Source organism: Colwellia sp. BRX8-4 (genome assembly GCF_014077345.1).
In the GTDB taxonomy this organism is placed as follows: domain Bacteria; phylum Pseudomonadota; class Gammaproteobacteria; order Enterobacterales; family Alteromonadaceae; genus Colwellia_A.
Map to the genome: position 1 here is coordinate 1 of NZ_JACGVS010000036.1, position 19,207 is coordinate 19,207.

Annotated in this window: 16 protein-coding genes; 6 read left to right on the top strand and 10 right to left on the bottom strand. The window is 37.4% G+C overall.

Features of this window, described 5'->3' with window-relative positions; translation table 11 throughout:
• Positions 1-84 precede the first annotated feature (84 nt).
• Complete coding sequence (locus tag H4J56_RS18515) at positions 85-363, bottom strand: hypothetical protein (protein ID WP_182259752.1); 279 nt, start codon at positions 361-363, stop codon at positions 85-87.
• Between the two features lie 152 nt (positions 364-515).
• On the opposite strand from H4J56_RS18515, the gene H4J56_RS18520 reads away from it, so the two are divergent.
• Positions 516-1,475, top strand: coding sequence for a tRNA-dihydrouridine synthase (locus H4J56_RS18520; RefSeq protein WP_182230673.1), 960 nt, complete (start codon positions 516-518; stop codon positions 1,473-1,475).
• Between the two features lie 58 nt (positions 1,476-1,533).
• Here the strand turns inward: H4J56_RS18520 and H4J56_RS18525 are convergent, their stop codons facing one another.
• Positions 1,534-1,800: a hypothetical protein gene (locus H4J56_RS18525; RefSeq protein WP_182218089.1), complete on the bottom strand. Its 267-nt coding sequence runs from the start codon at positions 1,798-1,800 to the stop codon at positions 1,534-1,536.
• Between the two features lie 73 nt (positions 1,801-1,873).
• Entirely contained in the window at positions 1,874-2,275 is a 402-nt protein-coding gene (locus H4J56_RS18530) for a hypothetical protein (protein ID WP_182218087.1), read from the bottom strand.
• Between the two features lie 150 nt (positions 2,276-2,425).
• Between H4J56_RS18530 and H4J56_RS18535 the strand changes: the two genes are divergently transcribed.
• Positions 2,426-2,860 carry a hypothetical protein gene (locus H4J56_RS18535; RefSeq protein WP_182218085.1) on the top strand — a complete coding sequence of 145 codons (435 nt, stop codon included), beginning with the start codon at positions 2,426-2,428 and terminating at the stop codon, positions 2,858-2,860.
• Between the two features lie 62 nt (positions 2,861-2,922).
• On the opposite strand, the gene ggt is transcribed toward H4J56_RS18535, so the two are convergent.
• Positions 2,923-4,686, bottom strand: a complete 1,764-nt coding sequence (gene ggt / locus H4J56_RS18540; protein ID WP_182259753.1) for a gamma-glutamyltransferase — start codon at positions 4,684-4,686, stop codon at positions 2,923-2,925.
• A 23-nt stretch (positions 4,687-4,709) separates the two neighbouring features.
• Positions 4,710-5,300 (bottom strand): tRNA-uridine aminocarboxypropyltransferase, encoded by a 591-nt coding sequence (locus H4J56_RS18545; protein WP_182222927.1) that lies wholly within the window; start codon positions 5,298-5,300, stop codon positions 4,710-4,712.
• Positions 5,301-5,435: 135 nt separating this feature from the next.
• Between H4J56_RS18545 and rrtA the strand changes: the two genes are divergently transcribed.
• Positions 5,436-6,050, top strand: a complete 615-nt coding sequence (rrtA, locus tag H4J56_RS18550; protein WP_182222928.1) for a rhombosortase — start codon at positions 5,436-5,438, stop codon at positions 6,048-6,050.
• Between the two features lie 458 nt (positions 6,051-6,508).
• Here rrtA and H4J56_RS18555 read toward each other — a convergent pair whose 3' ends face one another.
• Positions 6,509-9,022, bottom strand: a complete 2,514-nt coding sequence (locus H4J56_RS18555) for a prolyl oligopeptidase family serine peptidase (protein ID WP_182218078.1) — start codon at positions 9,020-9,022, stop codon at positions 6,509-6,511.
• A 310-nt stretch (positions 9,023-9,332) separates the two neighbouring features.
• Here H4J56_RS18555 and H4J56_RS18560 point away from each other — a divergent pair, with 310 nt between their 5' ends.
• Positions 9,333-11,663 carry a YgiQ family radical SAM protein gene (locus H4J56_RS18560; RefSeq protein ID WP_182222930.1) on the top strand — a complete coding sequence of 777 codons (2,331 nt, stop codon included), beginning with the start codon at positions 9,333-9,335 and terminating at the stop codon, positions 11,661-11,663.
• 135 nt (positions 11,664-11,798) lie between these two features.
• Here H4J56_RS18560 and H4J56_RS18565 read toward each other — a convergent pair whose 3' ends face one another.
• The 4 genes from H4J56_RS18565 to H4J56_RS18580 form a co-directional block, all read right to left on the bottom strand.
• The gene (locus H4J56_RS18565) at positions 11,799-13,235 is read right to left on the bottom strand and encodes an ATP-binding protein (RefSeq protein ID WP_182245068.1); all 1,437 of its coding nucleotides are present in this window, start codon (positions 13,233-13,235) and stop codon (positions 11,799-11,801) included.
• A gap of 59 nt (positions 13,236-13,294) precedes the next feature.
• On the bottom strand, positions 13,295-13,843 hold the full coding sequence (locus H4J56_RS18570; protein WP_182218073.1) for a hypothetical protein: 549 nt from the start codon (positions 13,841-13,843) through the stop codon (positions 13,295-13,297).
• A 42-nt stretch (positions 13,844-13,885) separates the two neighbouring features.
• A complete protein-coding gene (locus tag H4J56_RS18575; protein WP_182218072.1) occupies positions 13,886-15,103 on the bottom strand; it encodes an ATP-binding protein in 1,218 nt (405 codons plus the stop codon).
• Between the two features lie 64 nt (positions 15,104-15,167).
• The gene (locus H4J56_RS18580; protein ID WP_182245067.1) at positions 15,168-16,874 is read right to left on the bottom strand and encodes a GGDEF domain-containing response regulator; all 1,707 of its coding nucleotides are present in this window, start codon (positions 16,872-16,874) and stop codon (positions 15,168-15,170) included.
• A gap of 171 nt (positions 16,875-17,045) precedes the next feature.
• Between H4J56_RS18580 and H4J56_RS18585 the strand changes: the two genes are divergently transcribed.
• Together H4J56_RS18585 and H4J56_RS18590 are read left to right on the top strand one after the other, a co-directional pair.
• Positions 17,046-18,137: an ATP-binding protein gene (locus H4J56_RS18585; protein ID WP_182218069.1), complete on the top strand. Its 1,092-nt coding sequence runs from the start codon at positions 17,046-17,048 to the stop codon at positions 18,135-18,137.
• A 36-nt stretch (positions 18,138-18,173) separates the two neighbouring features.
• Positions 18,174-18,617 carry a response regulator gene (locus H4J56_RS18590; RefSeq protein ID WP_182218067.1) on the top strand — a complete coding sequence of 148 codons (444 nt, stop codon included), beginning with the start codon at positions 18,174-18,176 and terminating at the stop codon, positions 18,615-18,617.
• The last annotated feature ends 590 nt before the right edge of the window (positions 18,618-19,207 follow it).

Genomic DNA, 19,207 nt, shown 5'->3' on the forward strand with positions numbered 1-19,207 from the left:
AATGATTCAAAAGTATCCGCCACATGTCTAATCGTCAATTTTGGTTTCACCACATTTAACTTTTTTTTCTTCTTTACCTTCACCTCATTTTCCTTCGCCACTTTTACCTTTTTTGTCTGCTTTACCTTCACCACTTTTACCTTCGCCGCATTTACCTATTTTGTCTGCTTTACCTTCGCCGCATTTAGCTTTTTCGTCAGCTTTTCCTTCACCACATTTTCCGCTAGCATCTGCCGCTGTAATCGTTACAATGCTTTTAGTTTCAAAAGGGTTAATTTCTGCTTTTACAGGAGCTGAAATGGCAAGTGTTAAGGCAAATAAACCTAATAAAGCTGTCAATGATGATTTTTTTAAAATTTTCATGATATTTTCCTTTAATATTATAATTTTGGCACTACATATGTAAGCTACTAACAAAGACCCTTCACCGAATAAATAAATTTCAATGAGGTTGAAAATATTTATTCACTCTTAGATAAATCTTATCACTCACTTTTGAGGTTACTCGCTGATCTATGAATACTCAAGTAAAGAAAGTTGTTTTAGCACCAATGGAAGGTGTTGCTGATGCCTTAATGCGCCGTCTACTCACCTCATTAAATAATTACGATTTTTGTATTACTGAGTTTCTACGTATTGTTGACCAGCTTTTACCTGAGCGATGTTTCTACAAAGTTTGCCCTGAATTAGAACAACAAGGTTACACGCAGTCAGGCACACCATTGAGAATGCAGTTACTTGGTCAAGAACCCAACTGGATGGCAGAAAATGCTGTTCGAGCAATAGCACTAGGCTCACATGGTGTTGATCTTAATTTTGGCTGTCCTGCTAAAACCGTTAATAAAAATCGTGGCGGTGCCGCATTACTAAAAACACCTGAAGATATTTACAAAATAGTGCTAGCGGTAAAAGAAGCGGTTGGCAAAGATGTGATACTGTCGGCAAAAATTCGCTTAGGCTTTGATGATGCCTCGTTGTTAGATGAGATAGTAAGCGCAATAACATCTGCCAAGGCGGATCAACTCACCATTCACGCGAGAACTAAAGCCGATGGCTATCGTCCTCCTGCTTACTGGCATTTCATTGCTGGTATTGTCAAAAAATATCCAATAGAAATTTTCGCTAATGGGGAGATTTGGAACTTAGCAGATGCCCACCGTTGCATCGAGGAAAGCCATACGTCTAACTTAATGCTTGGCCGTGGCGCACTTGCTCTGCCAAACTTGGAAGCGGTAATAAAAAACAATCAACAACCTATGCCTTGGCACCAACTATGCTCTCTACTAAAACAATACAGTGAACTTGAATTAATTGGCGATAAAAGCTTTTATTTTTCAAGTCGATTAAAACAGTGGCTACGTTACTTAAGATTACAATACCCTGAGGCAGAGCAATTATTTAGTGATATAAAAATATTAAAGAATAAAGAAGAAATCTTAACTTTATTGAATAAATCATCAAGGAGTTCTTTATAAACAATATTATTTAGAAAATGCCAGAACGTTTTCGTCTGGCATTTGTATATGTAGGCTTTTACTCAATCTTTTTTATTAACCCCTGCCCTTCTCCATCTTCGTCTTGCTGCTTTTTAATCGCTCTTTTTTCAGAAACCACCATAGCAATCGCTTTCTCCACAAAAGGATCTGGAGAAAACATTTGCACAAAAACAGCAAAGGCAATCGCTATACCACGGCGTTTTTTAGCAAGCTTCATTAATATTATCGCCAATACTGATAGCACAGCAAAAACTAACCATGGCGCTAACGCCAGATATAAATCATACGTAAAGAAATTTTCCATAGAGCACTCAATCAAATTATTTAAAAGGTTTAATCAATGAAATGATTAAACGGATATTTATTAAAATAATCGATTACGCGATGAGGTTTTCACTTTCAACTTGATAAAGCGTTTTAATGAATTGTAGATGAATAGTTACCACAGACTTTTGAAAGGTTTGCTTTTGAATTTTATATTTTTGCCTACTTATCTGTGTATCGACAAGTATGAGGGAGTCATGATGTAAATCAAAAGCGTCATGAAACAAATCCGAATATAAGTAAGTTCCACTCATACTTAGAGCATTTAATGCCTTATATAGCTGAACTTCACGTGTTTTTTGTAATATAAGTAAGGGGGCTTCAGCACAATACTCTATGTATTCTACTTGTTGAGTATCGTTGCTAATCACAGATGACAAAGGAACTGAGATAACAGCATTAACGGATACTAAAGAGCTGATGAACAAAATAAAGTTCAAAATGATATTTTGCAATTGTTACTCCTAAGGACCCGTTGATAGTTTATATATTGGGCTTACTCTATAAAATTTCAATAATATTTGAATTTTTATAATATTTAATACTAATCAGTTAATAATTTCAGGTAGTATATAAGGATACTTTCCAGGTAATATTTACAGCTTATGAACTATTTAAAATTAATCATTATCTCATTTACTCTTCTACTTACTGCATGTGGTGACGAAGAAAGTGGAGACATTAAAACTTCAGAAAGTCCTGAAGTTGTCGCTATCGCTTTTTTTGATGCACTTTATAATGAAAAAAATGTGAAGAAAGCAGCCAAAGTTTGTAGCCCACAATTGTCTCGAATTATCTTACATTACAAGTCACCCAAAGCTGTTGGCCGCCATTTATTTAATATGTCTTACGATTCAGTGGTTGCATCGCCTGATGACAGCGGTGTAAAAGTTCGTGAGCAGTTCAAAGACGCAGCGGTAATTACTGTTTATTTTGATGGTATTTACGATAATAATCGTTTGAAAGACGTTAAGCGCTTATCTCTTATTCAAATAGATGGCGATTGGGTTATTGATAAAATATTAAAAGACCCTTTCTAAATTAGTCTATGTTTTAAAATACACTTTTGACCTATCCTAAAAAAGATAGGTCAAAAAATGATTTATAAACCTAAGACAACCCCTTCTCTGCGCGGATCTGCACCGCCAATTAATCCCTGCTCTGTCACTTCAATTGCATGAAGACCACTATTTAAATCTCTAACGATAACTTTATGTCCCTTGGCTTCTAAAGCTGGCTTTAATAATTCAATATTCGTGCCTTTTTCTAAGGTGGTCACCTTATTACGATTGGTTACTTTTGGTAAATTCATTGCCGTTTGAGGGTCTAACTGCCAATCAATTACACCAACAATGGCTTGCGCAACATAGTTTATAATCCGACTACCGCCTGGTGAACCCACAACAAGTTTTAATGAATTATCTCGGTTAAATACCATCGTAGGAGCCATGGAGCTTCTAGGTCGCTTTAGTGGCTCTAAGCGATTTGCTACCCATTGCCCATTTACTTTTGGCGCCAATGAAAAATCGGTTAATTGATTGTTTAAAATAAAGCCTTCCACCATCACCGCTGAACCAAAAGCCATTTCAACACTGGTCGTCATTGATATCGCATTTCCTTGCTTATCAACAATTGAAATATGACTGGTTGATGGTAACTCTAAAGCAAGATCGTCTGCTTGTGCTAAAGCGCCCTGCGGGAAACCAGCTCGCGCTGTTCCCATATCCTTATCAATATTAATTAATTTCGAGCGTTTTGCTAAATAGTTAGGAGATATTAGCCCCGCAACAGGTACATTAACAAAGTCGCTGTCGGCAATATATCGTTCTCGATCAGCAAAGGCTAAACGAGAACTTTGTGTAAGTAAATGTACGGCCGTTAAACTGTTGGGGCTTTCTTTCGCAAAGTCGTAAGGTTGAAGTTGGGCAAGCAGTTGAATAACCGCAACACCGCCAGAACTAGGAGGTGCCATACCACAAATATTAAAGTCGCGATAACTACCACAAACAGCAGGTCGTTGTTTAGGCTGATAATGTGCCATATCTTGCAGAGTAAGCCTACCTGGCGCTATGATAGAATTTTGCACCGCATCAACAATTTTTTCCGCTATCCAACCATGATAAAAAGGTTTAAGTCCATCTTTAGCAATACTTCTATAAACAGCAGCAAGCTTTTTGTTTATTAAACGATCACCGGCTTTTATGGCAATATTATTAGGGAAGAAATAATTCTTTATTTCAGGAAGTTGGCTAATGCCTGGATTAAACTGCATTGAGACTAGTTTTTCGAGCCGTGGAGAAACAATAAAACCTTGCTCGGCAAGCTCAATGGCTTCGACAAACAATTCTGACCAAGCAAGCACCCCATATTGTTGATGCGCTTGTTTTAGTGCTGACAACACACCAGGAACACCAACAGAACGACCACCAACAACGGCTTTAATCCAAGAAATGGCTTTACCTTTATCATCTAAAAACAGCTCAGCCGTTGCCAATTTTGGCGCAGTTTCTCGACCATCAAAAGTCGTTAATAATTGTTCCTTTTTATCCCAATGCAAAATAAAAGCACCACCACCGATCCCTGAAGATTGCGGTTCAACTAAGGTCAATACCAGTTGCACAGCAATCGCCGCATCGATGGCACTGCCACCTTTTTTTAGGATGTTGAAACCAACTTGGCTAGCATAAGGATTAGCTGCCGCGATCATAAAGTCTTTGCTGGTAACTGCTTGTTTATGGATAACACCCGTAGCAGCTTCGGGTTCACGATCTTCTTGCTGTTTTATTATTTCGGCTTGACTAGTAAAGGTAAGTACCAGTGATAGCGTTACCATACTTAAACGCTGAAATAGTGGGATTCGAGACATAGTTTTCCTTAAAAACACATAAACTAGTTTGGGTTAAACGATAACTGAAAATGATTAAATTCTACAAAGCTTGCCAATACTGCTTGATACTTATTTTCTCCATCACGTTGGTGTTCTAAAACACTAAGCGCATAGCAACAAGCCTCTAGTGATGACAGAGCGTGCTTTTTAGTTGTTTTTCGAATTTGATATTGTCCAACAATATCATTCTCCAAGGTAAAATGCGGCAGTTGTTGCAGCCAAGTGTTGCTCATAAACATTTTATACGCTTTTTTCCAAGTGCCGTCTAAGATAAACAAACACTTAGGTGTTGTTATATTACTATTATTGACACTTAAAACAACGGCATCATTAGCCGGATATAAAACAGCACATTGTTGATGATAATGCTCTAATAGTCTTTGTACTTCAATATTGTCAGTAAAATTTTCACCCACAATAACTTGGCTATTTTTTAATGACTGATGTAATAAGGTTACACTGCCTTTACTTTGTTTAACTTCTAATGGATGTTGTAAAATCACGATATGAATATCATTATCAACCGATGTGACTAAATGACATAGACAAGATTTTTCAGGACGTTCGCATTGTAAGCAGTATGCTCGGGACATTAATTTGGGCTTAACAGATAATTATTAACGATGAGTCTACGCTGTTCACCATTAAACGTTAAGAATATTTTCAATATAAAAAACATCTAAAATGCAGTAAAATATATTTTACTCTTTGTTTATAAGCCTATTTTAATGCGATTGTCACTTTCTGCTTTTCCAATTTCTGTTCAACAAGTAACGGTTCCCGCCATAGTTCTGATTATTTCACTGGTTGCTTTTATATTTGATAGTAGTTTAAGTGGTTTTTTTGTTTATCAACGCAGTTTAGTCACACAAGGCGAAGTTTGGCGGGTATTTAGCGGACATTTTTTTCACACCAATGGTGCCCATTTCCTGTTGAATAGTGCAGCGGTTATTATGTTGTGGGCTTTACATGGTCATTTCTACACCATTAAAAGTTATCTGATTGTGTTTATGATAAGTGCTGTTATTTGTGCTGCTGGCATCCATTGGTTTTCGCCAAACATTGAACAATACGTGGGTTTATCCGGTATTTTACATGGCTTGTTTATTTGGGGCGCTATTGAGGATATAAAAGCAAAAGAGCGCACCGGTTACTTATTACTTATTGGAGTAATTTTAAAGATAGCCCACGAACAATATTATGGCGCAAGTGAAGACGTCGCTGACTTGATTGGCGCTAATGTAGCAATAAATGCTCATTTATGGGGGGCATTAGGTGGTGTGCTTGCCATATTATTTTTAATGGCTATCAAATCATTTTCACTAAAAAAAACATTAAGGTAAAGACTTATTTTTCTTAAAAAATCGTCGATAACACCTGCTTTTTTCAACGCGATTAATGTCTTACTATATTGTTTTATCGATATATTAGAATTAGCTGAAAGTGCGCTAAGGATATTATGCTCACTTATCACTGAGCTTGAAATTTTATATTGCTCAGACTGCTCAATTTTTCAGTAATAGCATCATGAATATCTTTTATGATACTTGACTCTAATCTTCCCTTTTCGATAATGGCATAAGGGAAATAGTTATGCTCCCCAAACTGACTTTACAACCGCTTTAGCCTGAGCATTTACAATAAAATCGAGATAAAATAACATCACAAATATTAGTTTCATCTTTCTGTAACCATTTTATTTCACTGAGTAGAGTGTCGTTCTTTTCTTCGTCAAAAAAAAAGGTTACCGCTCTTAATTCATAAGAAAGGTAACCCTTTAGTCTTGCAAGCTTTACATAAGTTACAAGGTGTTTTCAAATAACTTATAGATACGTCGATATTCATTTAACCAAGAACTTGGTTGGACAAAACCATGAGGTTCGACTGGATAAATAGCCGTTTCGAAGTTTTGCTTTTCTAACTCAATCAAACGTTGCACTAAACGTACGGTATCTTGAAAAAAGACATTATCGTCGACCATTGGCGCATTAATTAATAAGGGTTTTTCTAATCCCTCAGCAAAATAAATAGGTGAACTTCTCTCATAAGCAATAGCGTCATCGCCAGGGGTGTTCAAAATATTTGAGGTATAACCATGATTATAATAGGCCCAGTCAGAGACTAAGCGCAGTGCCGAACCTGACTGAAATAAATCAGGCTGAGTGAACATAGACATTAAGGTTAGAAAGCCGCCATATGAACCGCCATAAGTACCAATACGTTGACGGTCGACATTAGCATTATCAACTAACCAGTTTACGCCATCACGCATATCTTGTACTTCAGGTTTGCCCATGTGGCGATAGATAGCTGTTCGCCAATCGCGCCCGTATCCTGCAGAAGCACGATAATCCATATCAATAACGACATAACCTTGTTGCACTAACATACTATGGAACATGTATTCTCTAAAATACCCAGACCAACCTAAATGTGAGTTTTGTAGATAGCCAGCGCCATGACTAAACATTACCGCACGATTTTTATCAGCCGTTTTATCATAGTCTTTTGGTAAATAAACACGAGAATAAACAGGTTCATCTTGATACGAAGAAGGCACAGCAACCACACTTGGCGCAGTCCAAGGCATACTTAAGAATTTTTCAGAGACCGTATGAGTTAAGCGTATCGCCGTAGCATCATCTTTAAGTGCTTTTACATAAAGCTCTGGAGGCATGGCTACTGTTGAATGTTCAATTAATAAAGTTGAATCATCTGGGCTTAATGCATAGTCATTCATACCGCCTAAATCAGTTAAAGCACTAAACTGACCAGATTTTATATCTACTTGATAGATTTCGTAAATACCAGGGTGTTTTTTATTCGCTTTAAAGACAAAACGCGACTTATCTTGCGTTAGGCTCACATCACTGATTTCAAATTGACCACGGGTGAGTTGTTTGGCTTTACCTGCTAAGTTTTTACTGTAAAGATGAGAATAGCCAGTTTCTTCTGAGAGGTAGTACAAGGTATTGTCACCTTTTAACCAACCAAACTCATTAAAGCTCCAGTTGATCCAAGCATCATCATGTAAGCGATGTTGGCTCTCTAGCTTATTCTCCATTAAATTAACTGTTGTTAACCAACGGTCTTTGTTGTCCCATGCTTCTAGTAATACTGCAACTTGTTTACCGTTTTCGTGCCATTGAATAGGGGAGTTAGCTTGCATAACATGAATATTACGGGGTGATTTTTGCGACTGATAAACCTTACCTTCACGTTGATAGTTCTCAGTTTTTACACTGGCAAGTACATCTTCATCAGCGCCGGGTAAAACGTCGTAAGAAAGCGGGAATTGTTGACCTGACTTTAAATCAAGTAAAAAAAGCTCATCATTATATTGACGATTATCAGCAACACGCTGACGGACCTTTTCCGCTTTTATATGACCATCATCGGCAATATAGTTAGGCATAATATCACTATCAGCTTGGCTTGATTCACCGCTACTAATACTGACAATAAGCTTATCACCGTTGGGCGATAGACTCGCGTGATTGATACGTTTATTATCCCCTAAATAGAAGTCACTCTTAGTCAGTGTAGCGTTTTGCGCTTTGAGTTTTTCTTGTTGATTCTTTCGCAGTTCGCTATTTCTTTTTTTCAAGGCAACATAAGCGATTAAGTCATGTTGTTCACTGGCAATATAGCTCTGACTCTCCTCACTGTCTTTAGGATCTTTTTTTAATTGTAAATTAGCTAATTCAATAATTTTATTACTGGATAAGTCATGTTCAAAAAATTTGTTGCCAACTCGGTAAGCGACATTACCATTATTTAAAAACATCGTTGAATATTCATAAGCTGACGTATAAGTCAGTTGTTGAACATCTAAACTCGCCAGCTCTTTAACAAAAACATTGCCTTCAAAAGTGTAAACTTCATGCGTATTGGCTTTATTTCGCTGTGCATTTCTATCACTGACCACATGCATTTGCGCTAATTTAACTTTTTCTGCTTCCTTGTCCAACGTCGCTTGGCGGTATAAATCACTTAGTGGACTACCCGCACGTTTTTGTTTGTAGAAAATAGTCTGATTATCATCACCCCAATACCAACTTTGTGGTGAACGCCCCATCCAATCTGGGTCAGACATAATTTGTTCTAAGGTGATTAATAAGTCGTTATTTGCTGACGTAGACTCTTTTGGGGCAACGGCTTTAGCAATAGCGATTGTCTTTACTTCTTTAGCGACCGCCACAGATTTATTGCTGTAGTTATCATCTAAAATGTTTTCAGCCGATTGATCAGCCGTTGTTGTTACACAGGCAACTAAAGATAAACTTATAGCAGCGGTTAATATTTTTATTTTCATAGGTAAGAGACTTATTTTAATCGTGAATTTTGAGAGTGGACATCAGATAGTTAGTTATACTCAACCCGATAAATTTATACAATCAAATAGTAAATTTAACTGGCGGCAAAGTGTAATCTTATGCGACCAACCGCAATAAAGTTGCGTCATAATGTAAGGAGGCTTTTTAAATCATGCCCATGCATCAATAAAGGATACAATTAAAATGATAATTTGCTATAATCGCGCGCCTTGTTCTATACAACAAATTATTGTTTTTTGTATTGACCAGCGACAATAAAATCTTACTTACACAATCCTAGGCCAAATTATGCTCACACAAGTAAAAACCTCATTGTTCGAATACCCAAAATACTGGGCTGAATGCTATGGAACAGCGCCGTTTTTACCTATGTCTCGAAGTGAGATGGACACCCTAGGTTGGGATTCTTGTGATATTATTTTAGTAACTGGCGATGCTTATGTTGACCATCCAAGTTTTGGAATGGCAATTATTGGTCGGATGTTAGAGTCGCAAGGGTTTCGTGTTGGTATTATCGCTCAACCTGCATGGCATACCAAAGATGCCTTTATGGAGTTAGGACAACCTAATCTATTTTTTGGCGTTACAGCCGGAAATATGGATTCAATGATCAATCGTTATACCGCTGAACGTCGTATGCGTCATGACGATGCCTACACGCCAAACGATGAAGGCGGAAAACGTCCAGACAGAGCAGTAGCTGCATATACTCAGCGCTGTAAAGAAGCTTATAAAGGTGTGCCGGTAATTATTGGCGGCATCGAAGCAAGCTTACGTCGCATTGCCCACTACGATTACTGGACAGATAAAGTACGTCAATCGGTATTATTTGATTCAAAAGCAGATATTCTCGTCTACGGTAATGCCGAACGCCCCTTAATTGAAATTGCCCACCGTATTGCAAATGGTGAGGAAGTTAAAAATATCACCGATGTTCGGGGTAGTGCTTTTCTTGCTAACCAAGTATTACCCAACTGGAAAGGTATCGACTCTCGTTCGATAGATAAACCCGGTAAAATAGACCCAATAATCAGTCCTTATCAAGAAATCACCTCTACTGATTGTTCTGAGAACAGTGCAGAAGCAGATGCTGCGGCTAAAAACACCGACACTGATATAACCAAAACAGCACAAGTGATTGAACTGACACCGCATCGGGCAGAGCAACATAAAAATAAATCTTGGGCCGATAAAAAGAAGCCTTGGGAAACGACTTATATTAACTTACCTACTTTCGAACAAGTACGTGATAATAAAGTATTGTATGCCCATGCTTCACGTATTTTTCACCAGGAAGTAAACCCTACTTCTGCTAAACCTCTAGTACAGCGTCATGGCAGCAGACTTATTTGGTTAAATCCACCCGCAACCCCCTTAACAGAAAGTGAAATGGATGGTGTATTTGGCTTACCTTATGCCCGAGTACCGCACCCAAGTTACGGTGATGCAAAAATCCCTGCCTATGACATGATAAAAACGTCAGTTAACATCATGCGTGGTTGTTTTGGTGGATGTACTTTTTGTTCGATAACAGAGCATGAAGGCAGAATTATTCAGAGTCGTTCACAAGAATCGATACTCAATGAAATAAAAGATATTCAACTAAAAGTACCAGGATTTACCGGTGTAATATCTGACTTGGGTGGTCCTACCGCCAATATGTATCAGCTAAATTGTAAAAGCGAAAAAGCTGAGGCAACCTGTCGTAAACCCTCTTGTGTATGGCCCACAATATGTGGTCATTTAGATACAGATCATACACCTACTATTGAGCTATATCGTGCTGCAAGAAAAATACCTGGCATCAAAAAAGTATTAATCGCATCAGGCGTTAGGTACGATTTAGCGATTCAAGATCCAGAATATGTCAAAGAACTAGCGACACATCATGTTGGAGGTTACTTAAAAATAGCCCCAGAGCATACTGAAGAAGGTCCTTTAAATAGCATGATGAAGCCAGGTATGGGCAGCTATGATAAATTTAAAGAAATGTTTGATCATTACTCTAAGTTAGCCGGTAAAAAACAATATTTAATTCCATACTTTATTTCTGCACATCCAGGCACAACAGATCGTGATATGGTTAACTTAGCACTTTGGTTAAAAAGTAATGATTTTAAATTAGACCAAGTTCAAAACTTTTATCCATCACCTTTAGCCAATGCCACCACTTTGTACCACACTGAAATAGATTCACTGCGAAATGTAAATAAAAACAGCAAGAGTGTCGCCGTACCTAAAGGCACTATTCAGCGTCGCTTACATAAAGCTATATTACGTTATCATGATCCGGCTAACTGGCCGATGCTTCGCCAAGCTTTTACTAAAATGGGCTTAGGAAAAACGCTAATTGGTTCGAAACCGGGCTGTCTGGTACCCAACGAAACCCGTGGCGAGAAAGAGCAGCAACACTATAAGAATAACGGTAAAGGAAAAAATAATGCTAAAGGCAATAAAACCACCTTTGGCAAAAAGCCAGTAACGACTAAGACAGCTTATGGCAAGAAGCCGTCAACAAGCTCTGCTGCTGAGAAAAGTAAGCAAGGCTTAACACGTTTCTCTGAAAACCAGTTTGATGATAGAAAGCCAAAGCAACCATTTGGTAAAAAGAAAAAGTAATATTATCTACCCAAAAAATAAAGCCGCGTTTACTTGATAAGTAAACGCGGCTTTTTAGTAAAAAAATAAATGATATTAGATAAATAATAACCCACTAAAATTAGTGTGAGCAATATCTTGAATCTGTTATCAGTGTTAATTCACTGTTTTATGATTACCTTTGACATCGTTAGGAAATTCAAGAGAAAAACAACATCCTTCGCCCAGTGCCGAAGTAAGTAGCACCTTGCCGTTATGCTTATCCATTATTGTTTTAACAATCTTTAAGCCAACGCCAGTACCTTTTGTTGCGGAAAGCTTTTCAAAGATACCAAAAATTAACTTATGGTATTTTGAGTCGATACCTATACCGTTGTCCCTTACATGAATTGTTGTTGATAATTTTGTTTGGCTGGTAAATATGTCAATAAGCAAAGGAGTCGCTGGATCTCGATAGCGTATAGCATTGCTAAGTAAATTCAGTACCCCCTCGGACATCAAGCGTTCATTGGCATTTATGGTATGTAAATTGTCAGCTAAGTTAATAGTAGCATTGGCTTTGAGAAGTCCCTCTTCTAATACGGCACTTTGTTGTTCTACTACTTGCTTAACATTAATCGCAGAGGTTTCGATCGCTTGTTGAACAATACGAGATAAATCAAGTAAATCGGTTAATACCCTCTCCATGTTATCAACATTTTCGATGATGCGACTCAGCCGATATGCTTGCTTTTCGGTCAACTTATCAACAATTTCTAATTGTAATTTATGACTAAAAGCGGAAATGGTGACTAATGGCGATTTTAGATCGTGTGAAACTGTATAGATAAACTGTTCCATCTCTTTGTTCTTATTAACTAATTTCTTGTTGAGTTTAATCGCTTGGCGTCTTTCTTTTTCAACATCTTCCATCATACTCAATAAGATGGCTTGCGAACGAGCCATATCAACTTTATGCCCTTCCATCTTGATGTTTAACATAGTACTTTGCGCGAGTGCCTTTTGCTGATCTTTAAAGAAAAAACGTATAATGACGACTAAGGTCAATAACAAAGCAACTAGCACAATAAAGCCAGATTTAAGGCTGTGATGAAGTAAGTCTGACATCTTATCTTCAAGTAAAATCGCAATCTTATCTGCAACAACTTTTATTTCAATATGAGAAGGCTCATCGTCATAACGCAAATAATTATCAACTTCACTTATGCTCATATTTTTTTCAGTTAAGGCTGGTAACAAAGATAACCTTTCCTTATAAGCCACCAGCATGTCTCTTACCGCTAACATGTTAAGTTGCCCGAGAATTAACGCGCCTTGTACTTCTAGTTTATCTAATTGGATGTTTGCTTTACGGTAGTTTTCAAAAGCATCAGCCCGATAGTGCGGTTCATTGGGCCGTAAGATCGCATTTTTAAAATTATGTATTAAACCAACATAACCAATCTGACTTTGCATTTCGATAATAGCCGAATATACCGAAACACGTTGCTCACGCATGTCTTTTTGTTTCGATTTGTAATCGAGTGCAATAAGTACTTCTAGTGTGATGAAGAATAATAGTAGCGCAGTTAATACCGAATTCTTAGAATTCATCGATATCCCACATAAAAGCGAATGTGCAATAAAAATTTAATATAGACAAGGTGGCGAAGTTAAACATCGTAGACGTGCTCTCGCTTAAGTTCGACCATTAGGGAATTAACTTCTTTTTTTAATTCGATGACGCGTTCTTCTCGGTCGAGTGTTGCAGAATAAACTGAACTCATTTGGGCATTTTTATGTTTTAACGCCTCAACTTCCTTAAGTGCCTTATGATATTTAATTTCGACACCCGGTAATTGAATAAGATCGGGTAATTTTGGTGCTAAAACAATGGCAGTCAAAATAGAAGTAAAAGCGGTTAAGGCTTTTATCCAGCCTTGGTACTCATAAGCGGGGTACCAAGTTACATAAATAGCGACAAAATGGGTGGTACCACAAAAGAAAATAAACGCCATAAATAAGGCAAATATATCTTTATATGGCACACTTTCTTTTCTCTTGTAGAGTAATATACCCAAAATAATAGTGATCAGATAATAGGCTACACCTATAGTGATATCAGAAATAACATGGGTCCATAAGATATCAGGTCGCCAAAGGTAGCAATGTCCGTGCGGCATAAAATTGGGGTTAGCAAATTGCTGTAACCATTCGTTCATGGGTATTCCTAATGTGGATTATTTAGTGGATTATATTTATATTTATATTTTTGGAAAATGCAATTCAAAACAACATCCTTGATCTAATCCAGAGGCTAGAGTCACTAAACCGCTGTGTTTTTCCATTACGGCCTTAACAATAGTCAAGCCAATTCCAGTTCCATCACCTTCAACAATCTGCTCAAAAACATCAAAAACACGTGCGTGATCTTTCTTTTCGATACCTAAACCATTGTCGCGGATAAATAAAGAAATCGCTGTATCTGATACTTCAGTATGAATTTTTACTTGTAGATTCCGCTCAACACTCCGATATTGCAAGGCATTTTTTAATAAGTTATCGATACATTGTGAAAAAAGTGGCTGATGAGTCAAAATGGAGTGTAAGGGTTTAGTTAATATAAGCTCAGCGTTCAATATTCTGTTCTTAGTTAACAATCTCTGCCAACTTTTTTCAATCTGGCCAGTTACATCATAAGGTTCTTTAGTGATATCCCCTTTCATGACTCTAGAAAGCTCAAGTAAATTAGTCAGCAGATCCTCCATATGCTTAACATTTTTAAGGATTCTGCTAAAACGGTGCTGCTGTTTTTCAGTAGTGTGAGCCAATAACTCTTTCGCTAACGTAGACGTAAAGCCATTAATAGTGACCAAAGGTGATTTCAAGTCATGTGATACCGCAAAAACAAACTGTTCAAGTTCCTTATTTTTTGCCACTAAGTTACTCGTTAATGACAGTGACTTCGAAACAAGATTATCTTTGATACCTGCCACTTTCTTGAGCTCTAAATGGGCAACAACTTGCTGAGCAATAATGGTTAACTGTTTTTTTTGAATATCGGTCAATTGTGACGGTTTGTTGTCGATGGCACATAAAGTCCCCAGCCTTAGACCTTCAGGTGTTATCAATGGAGCACCTGCATAAAAAATAACTTGAGCGGGTCCGGTTACTAAAGGGTTATCATGAAAACGCTTATCTTTACGACTGTCTTGTATTTCAAAGACATCATCCTGATGAATAGCATGCGCACAAAAGGCAATGTCGCGGGGAGTCTCTTCTACTTCAAGTCCAAAATGAGACTTAAACCATTGTCGCTTTTCGTCGATAAAAGAAATTAGCACAATAGGAGTACCACAGACACTGGAGACAAGCTCGGTTAGCTGATCATAGGCTAGCTCAGATGGCGTATCTAAAATATTATACTCATCTAATGCTGCCAAACGAGCGAGTTCATTCTCGGGTATTAAAGCTGATATCATCGATTTCTCGCTCCACTTATATCAATTTATACCTAAGGATTAAGTGATATATAAAACCATTAAGTTATGCGCTCTGTGCAAGCAACTTTTCTTCTAACATAGGTGCTGGCATAGGCTTACCCAATAAATAACCTTGTATCTTATCTATTTTAAGTTCATGACAAACTAATAATTGACTCTCTGTTTCTATACCTTCAGCAACAACAATGAAATCAAGAAGCTTAAGCATAATAGTAACGGCTTCAAGCAAGCTTTTTTTATTGTTAACGTTTGGCTCCTTGTTTTGTAACGACTTATCGAGTTTAACGATATCAATAGGGAAGTTATTTAAATGAGCAATAGAAGAAAACCCCATACCAAAATCATCTAATGCTATTTGAAAACCATGAGATGATAATGAATGAAGTGTTGCTCGCGTAACTTCATCGTCTTCTAAAAGTGCTGTTTCAGTGATTTCTAAGATGATGGTACTAGGTAAGACTCCGTGCCGTGCCGTTTCATCTTTTATTTTTTTAGGTAATTGAGGATCTTGCAATTGTAAGGCTGAGATATTGATGGCCATAGAGAAATTATCGGCAAATCGTCTTTGCCATGATGCTAAGTCAGTTAACGCGGTGGTAAGTACCCATTGACCGAGATCATGAATCAATCGTGTTTCTTCAGCAACAGGAATAAATTCATCAGGCGTATATGACTTCGCTGAATCAGGCCATCTAATAAGGGCTTCAACCCCGGTAATTTGATCGTTATGTGCACAAAATACCGGTTGATAAAATAGTCTAAACGATGATTTACGCAGGATTTCCGTCATTTCACTTTGAATCAAAAAACGGCGATTAAATTCATTTTGATAATGAGATTCATAGAATCTTAAAGCGTTTTTACCATTTTGTTTTGCTCTGTACATCGCGATGTCAGCGCACTTTACCAATTGTACTCGGCTATCCGCATCGTTTGGGTATAAGGCAGCCCCCATGCTAATAGTACACTTAATACGATGGCCTTCGATTAAAAATGGCTTTTGAAATGAAGTTAAAATACGATTGGCGATCATGTTAACTTCTTCAACAGAATGGACATTGGCTAAGGTAATAGCAAATTCGTCGCCACCTAGTCGAGCGAAACCATCATTGATCCTTAAGCATTCTTTAACTCTGCCAACCAAATCGACCAGTAATTGATCTCCTGCATGATGTCCTAGTGAGTCATTAACATGTTTAAAGTCGTCTAAATCTAAGGCTAGCATACCGACAGATAGTTTTGAACGGTCACTGTTAGCGATCATAAACTTAAGGGTTTCATCAAAATAATAGCGATTATGTAGACCCGTTAGTTGATCTGTTTCAGCCATGTTTTTTAAAGCTAAGTAGCTTTCATGCATTCGCTGCTCCATTTCAAAGCGTTTCTTCGAATGTATAATCGCTTGATGGAGTTTGACATATGAAATGTCAATTTTAGTGATAAAGTCTTGTGCTCCAGCTTCAATACAGTTCAACGCAATTGAACTGTATTGTGCTGCACTGATAACAATAATAGCGGTATTGCCAAGATTAGGGCGAGAGCGAATGTCGATAATCATTTCAATACCATTAACTTCAGGCATATGATAATCAAGTAAAATAACATCAAAGGTTTCTGCTTCAATTAAGGCAAGACCTTTGGCGACAGAGTCAGCCTCTTTCACTTCGTAACTATTTTGTAAAGATGTACTCAACGCTCTTTTTACCAGCGCACTATCAATTTCATCGTCATCAACAATTAAAATTCTCATTTAATACCCATCCTGGTATGAACATCTGCTTTTAAACACAAGGCAATCCATAACCATTTGTGAAAATCAACAATACAATTGATACACATTTACATTAGCAACCTAAGTTGATAATGTCTAATTTTCATGGATGTATTCGCATTTCATTAATGACATAGGAGAACACATATCATGAAAGTAATGGTAATAGAGGACAACCCTGATCATTTTGAGATTATTGAAGATGCTTTCGCGTCCATCACAGAAATACATGCTCATGTCGTAAGGTCAGAAACTTTATCAACAGGTGCTGCAAGACTTTCCTCGGAACACTTTGATATATGTCTATGTGACTTACAACTTCCTGATTCAACTATAAGCGAAACTGTACTGTGGTTAAGTTTACAAACTAATCCCTTGCCAATGGTGATATTAACTTCAGTAAATAGTATTGAAATTGCACAATCATTGCTCAACAAAGGTGTTCAAGACTATTTATCCAAAGACGAATTAACACCGCAATTACTATATAAAACATGTTGTTATGCTATCGAGAGATTTAGGCACCAACAAGAATTTGCTGGATATAATCAAGACATGCAAGCATTTTGTGCTAGCTTATCTCATGATTTCAATGGTCATATTAGTCGTATTATGGGAGTATCTAAGGCATTAAAAGCCGATTTAACCTCAAGGATAGACTGTACACCCAATGAATTAAAATGGTTCGACTACCTTGAGAAAAGTACGACGGATGTACATAGCTTAGTATCAGACTTACAAAGTTACTTATCTGTAGGCTATGCAAATCAAGTATTCGAAACAGTTAACTTAAAGCTGGTTATTACTAAAGCGGTAACCTCACTTAAAGATACAATAAAAGCTGATTTTAAAGTGAATATACCGGATGAGCTGGCTAATATCTCAGGTAACATGGCTTTGTTACAACTCTTGTTTCAAAATCTAATTGCTAACAGCATAAAATTTAATAATAACTTACCAATTATCGACATAGTCATGAACGATACCGGTAATTATATTGAAGTATCATTGCAAGACAATGGTATCGGTTTCAATCCAATACACGTTGATAAAATATTCTCGCCGTTTAACCGACTAGTTAATGGTAAAAAATTCTCAGGCTCAGGATTAGGCTTAAGTATTGTTAAACGCATTATTGAACATCATAGAGGCAGTATAGAAGCGAAATCTGCATTAGGTGTAGGAAGTTTATTTACCTTGAAGTTTAAGAAAGTCAAAGTAATAGCTAAACAAGCTGGTTAAATCGTTTTAGTATCGCTAAACAGACAGGGAAAAATTATGGATAATCTTAAAGCAATTTCAGCCTTAATGGTTGAAGACAATATTGATCATGCAGAACTGATGATGGATGCTTTTAGTGATTTTAATATTAAAAATACAATCGCGCATGTTATGGATGGAGAACAAGCGGTTGCTTACTTGAGAAATGAAGCCCCCTTTGAAGATAGTAGTCAATTTACACGTCCAGATATTATCTTTCTCGATATTAGAATGCCAAGACAAGGCGGTATAGAAACGTTAAAAATAATCAAAGCCGATCCAGCCCTGTCTGGTATTCCTGTGGTGATGATAAGTACGTCAAGCACTGCACCCGAAATAGAGGAATGTTATAGCTTAGGTGCTAGTGGCTATATTACTAAGCCTTTAAAATTTGATGATTTCGTCAATAAAATGAAAGAGCTAAATTACTATTGGGTACTAACCTCTGAGTTACCTAGCTAATAAACACGCCTTGTTGCTAAGAGCTTAATTATTAAATTATTATTTTCATGAAAATTTAACCTCTATTTTCAAACATCAGAAAGCAAAAAACCCGTAGCATCAGCTACGAGTTTCTGACGTGTAGGGATATACTAATGTCGCGTTGCCAAGGATGGCAAAGAGCGACCTAATTAGAAGCGGAGAATGTCCTACTCTCACATGGGCATGTCGGACATAAGTCACACTACCGTTGGCGCTACTGCTCAATTAGTTATAAATGGTGTATTTTCAAACGCCAGAAAGCAAAAAACCCGTTACGTTAGTAACGGGTTTTTGACGTGTATGGATATACTAATGTCGCGTTGCCAAGGATGGCAAAGAGCGACCTAAATAGGAGCTTAGCAATGTCCTATTCTCACATGGGCATGTCGAAACATAAGTCACACTACTTTTGTTATTAGTGCATGCTAGTTATGGGTTTTGTCTTTTTTAAACGCCAGAAAGCAAAAAACCCGTAGCATCAGCTACGGGTTTTTCTAATTGGAAGCCTAGCAATGTCCTACTCTCACATGGGAACTCCCACACTACCATCGGCGCTACTGCGTTTCACT

Excerpts from the sequence above, each read along its gene's own strand:
- H4J56_RS18515 (WP_182259752.1), bottom strand. The coding sequence starts at position 363 with ATGAAAATTTTAAAAAAATCATCATTGACAGCTTTATTAGGTTTATTT.
- H4J56_RS18520 (WP_182230673.1), top strand. The coding sequence starts at position 516 with ATGAATACTCAAGTAAAGAAAGTTGTTTTAGCACCAATGGAAGGTGTT.
- H4J56_RS18570 (WP_182218073.1), bottom strand. The coding sequence starts at position 13,843 with ATGAACGAATGGTTACAGCAATTTGCTAACCCCAATTTTATGCCGCAC.
- ggt (WP_182259753.1), bottom strand. The coding sequence starts at position 4,686 with ATGTCTCGAATCCCACTATTTCAGCGTTTAAGTATGGTAACGCTATCA.
- rrtA (WP_182222928.1), top strand. The coding sequence starts at position 5,436 with ATGCGATTGTCACTTTCTGCTTTTCCAATTTCTGTTCAACAAGTAACG.
- H4J56_RS18585 (WP_182218069.1), top strand. The coding sequence starts at position 17,046 with ATGAAAGTAATGGTAATAGAGGACAACCCTGATCATTTTGAGATTATT.
- H4J56_RS18580 (WP_182245067.1), bottom strand. The coding sequence starts at position 16,874 with ATGAGAATTTTAATTGTTGATGACGATGAAATTGATAGTGCGCTGGTA.
- H4J56_RS18560 (WP_182222930.1), top strand. The coding sequence starts at position 9,333 with ATGCTCACACAAGTAAAAACCTCATTGTTCGAATACCCAAAATACTGG.
- H4J56_RS18575 (WP_182218072.1), bottom strand. The coding sequence starts at position 15,103 with ATGATATCAGCTTTAATACCCGAGAATGAACTCGCTCGTTTGGCAGCA.
- H4J56_RS18535 (WP_182218085.1), top strand. The coding sequence starts at position 2,426 with ATGAACTATTTAAAATTAATCATTATCTCATTTACTCTTCTACTTACT.
- H4J56_RS18525 (WP_182218089.1), bottom strand. The coding sequence starts at position 1,800 with ATGGAAAATTTCTTTACGTATGATTTATATCTGGCGTTAGCGCCATGG.
- H4J56_RS18565 (WP_182245068.1), bottom strand. The coding sequence starts at position 13,235 with ATGAATTCTAAGAATTCGGTATTAACTGCGCTACTATTATTCTTCATC.
- H4J56_RS18545 (WP_182222927.1), bottom strand. The coding sequence starts at position 5,300 with ATGTCCCGAGCATACTGCTTACAATGCGAACGTCCTGAAAAATCTTGT.
- H4J56_RS18590 (WP_182218067.1), top strand. The coding sequence starts at position 18,174 with ATGGATAATCTTAAAGCAATTTCAGCCTTAATGGTTGAAGACAATATT.
- H4J56_RS18555 (WP_182218078.1), bottom strand. The coding sequence starts at position 9,022 with ATGAAAATAAAAATATTAACCGCTGCTATAAGTTTATCTTTAGTTGCC.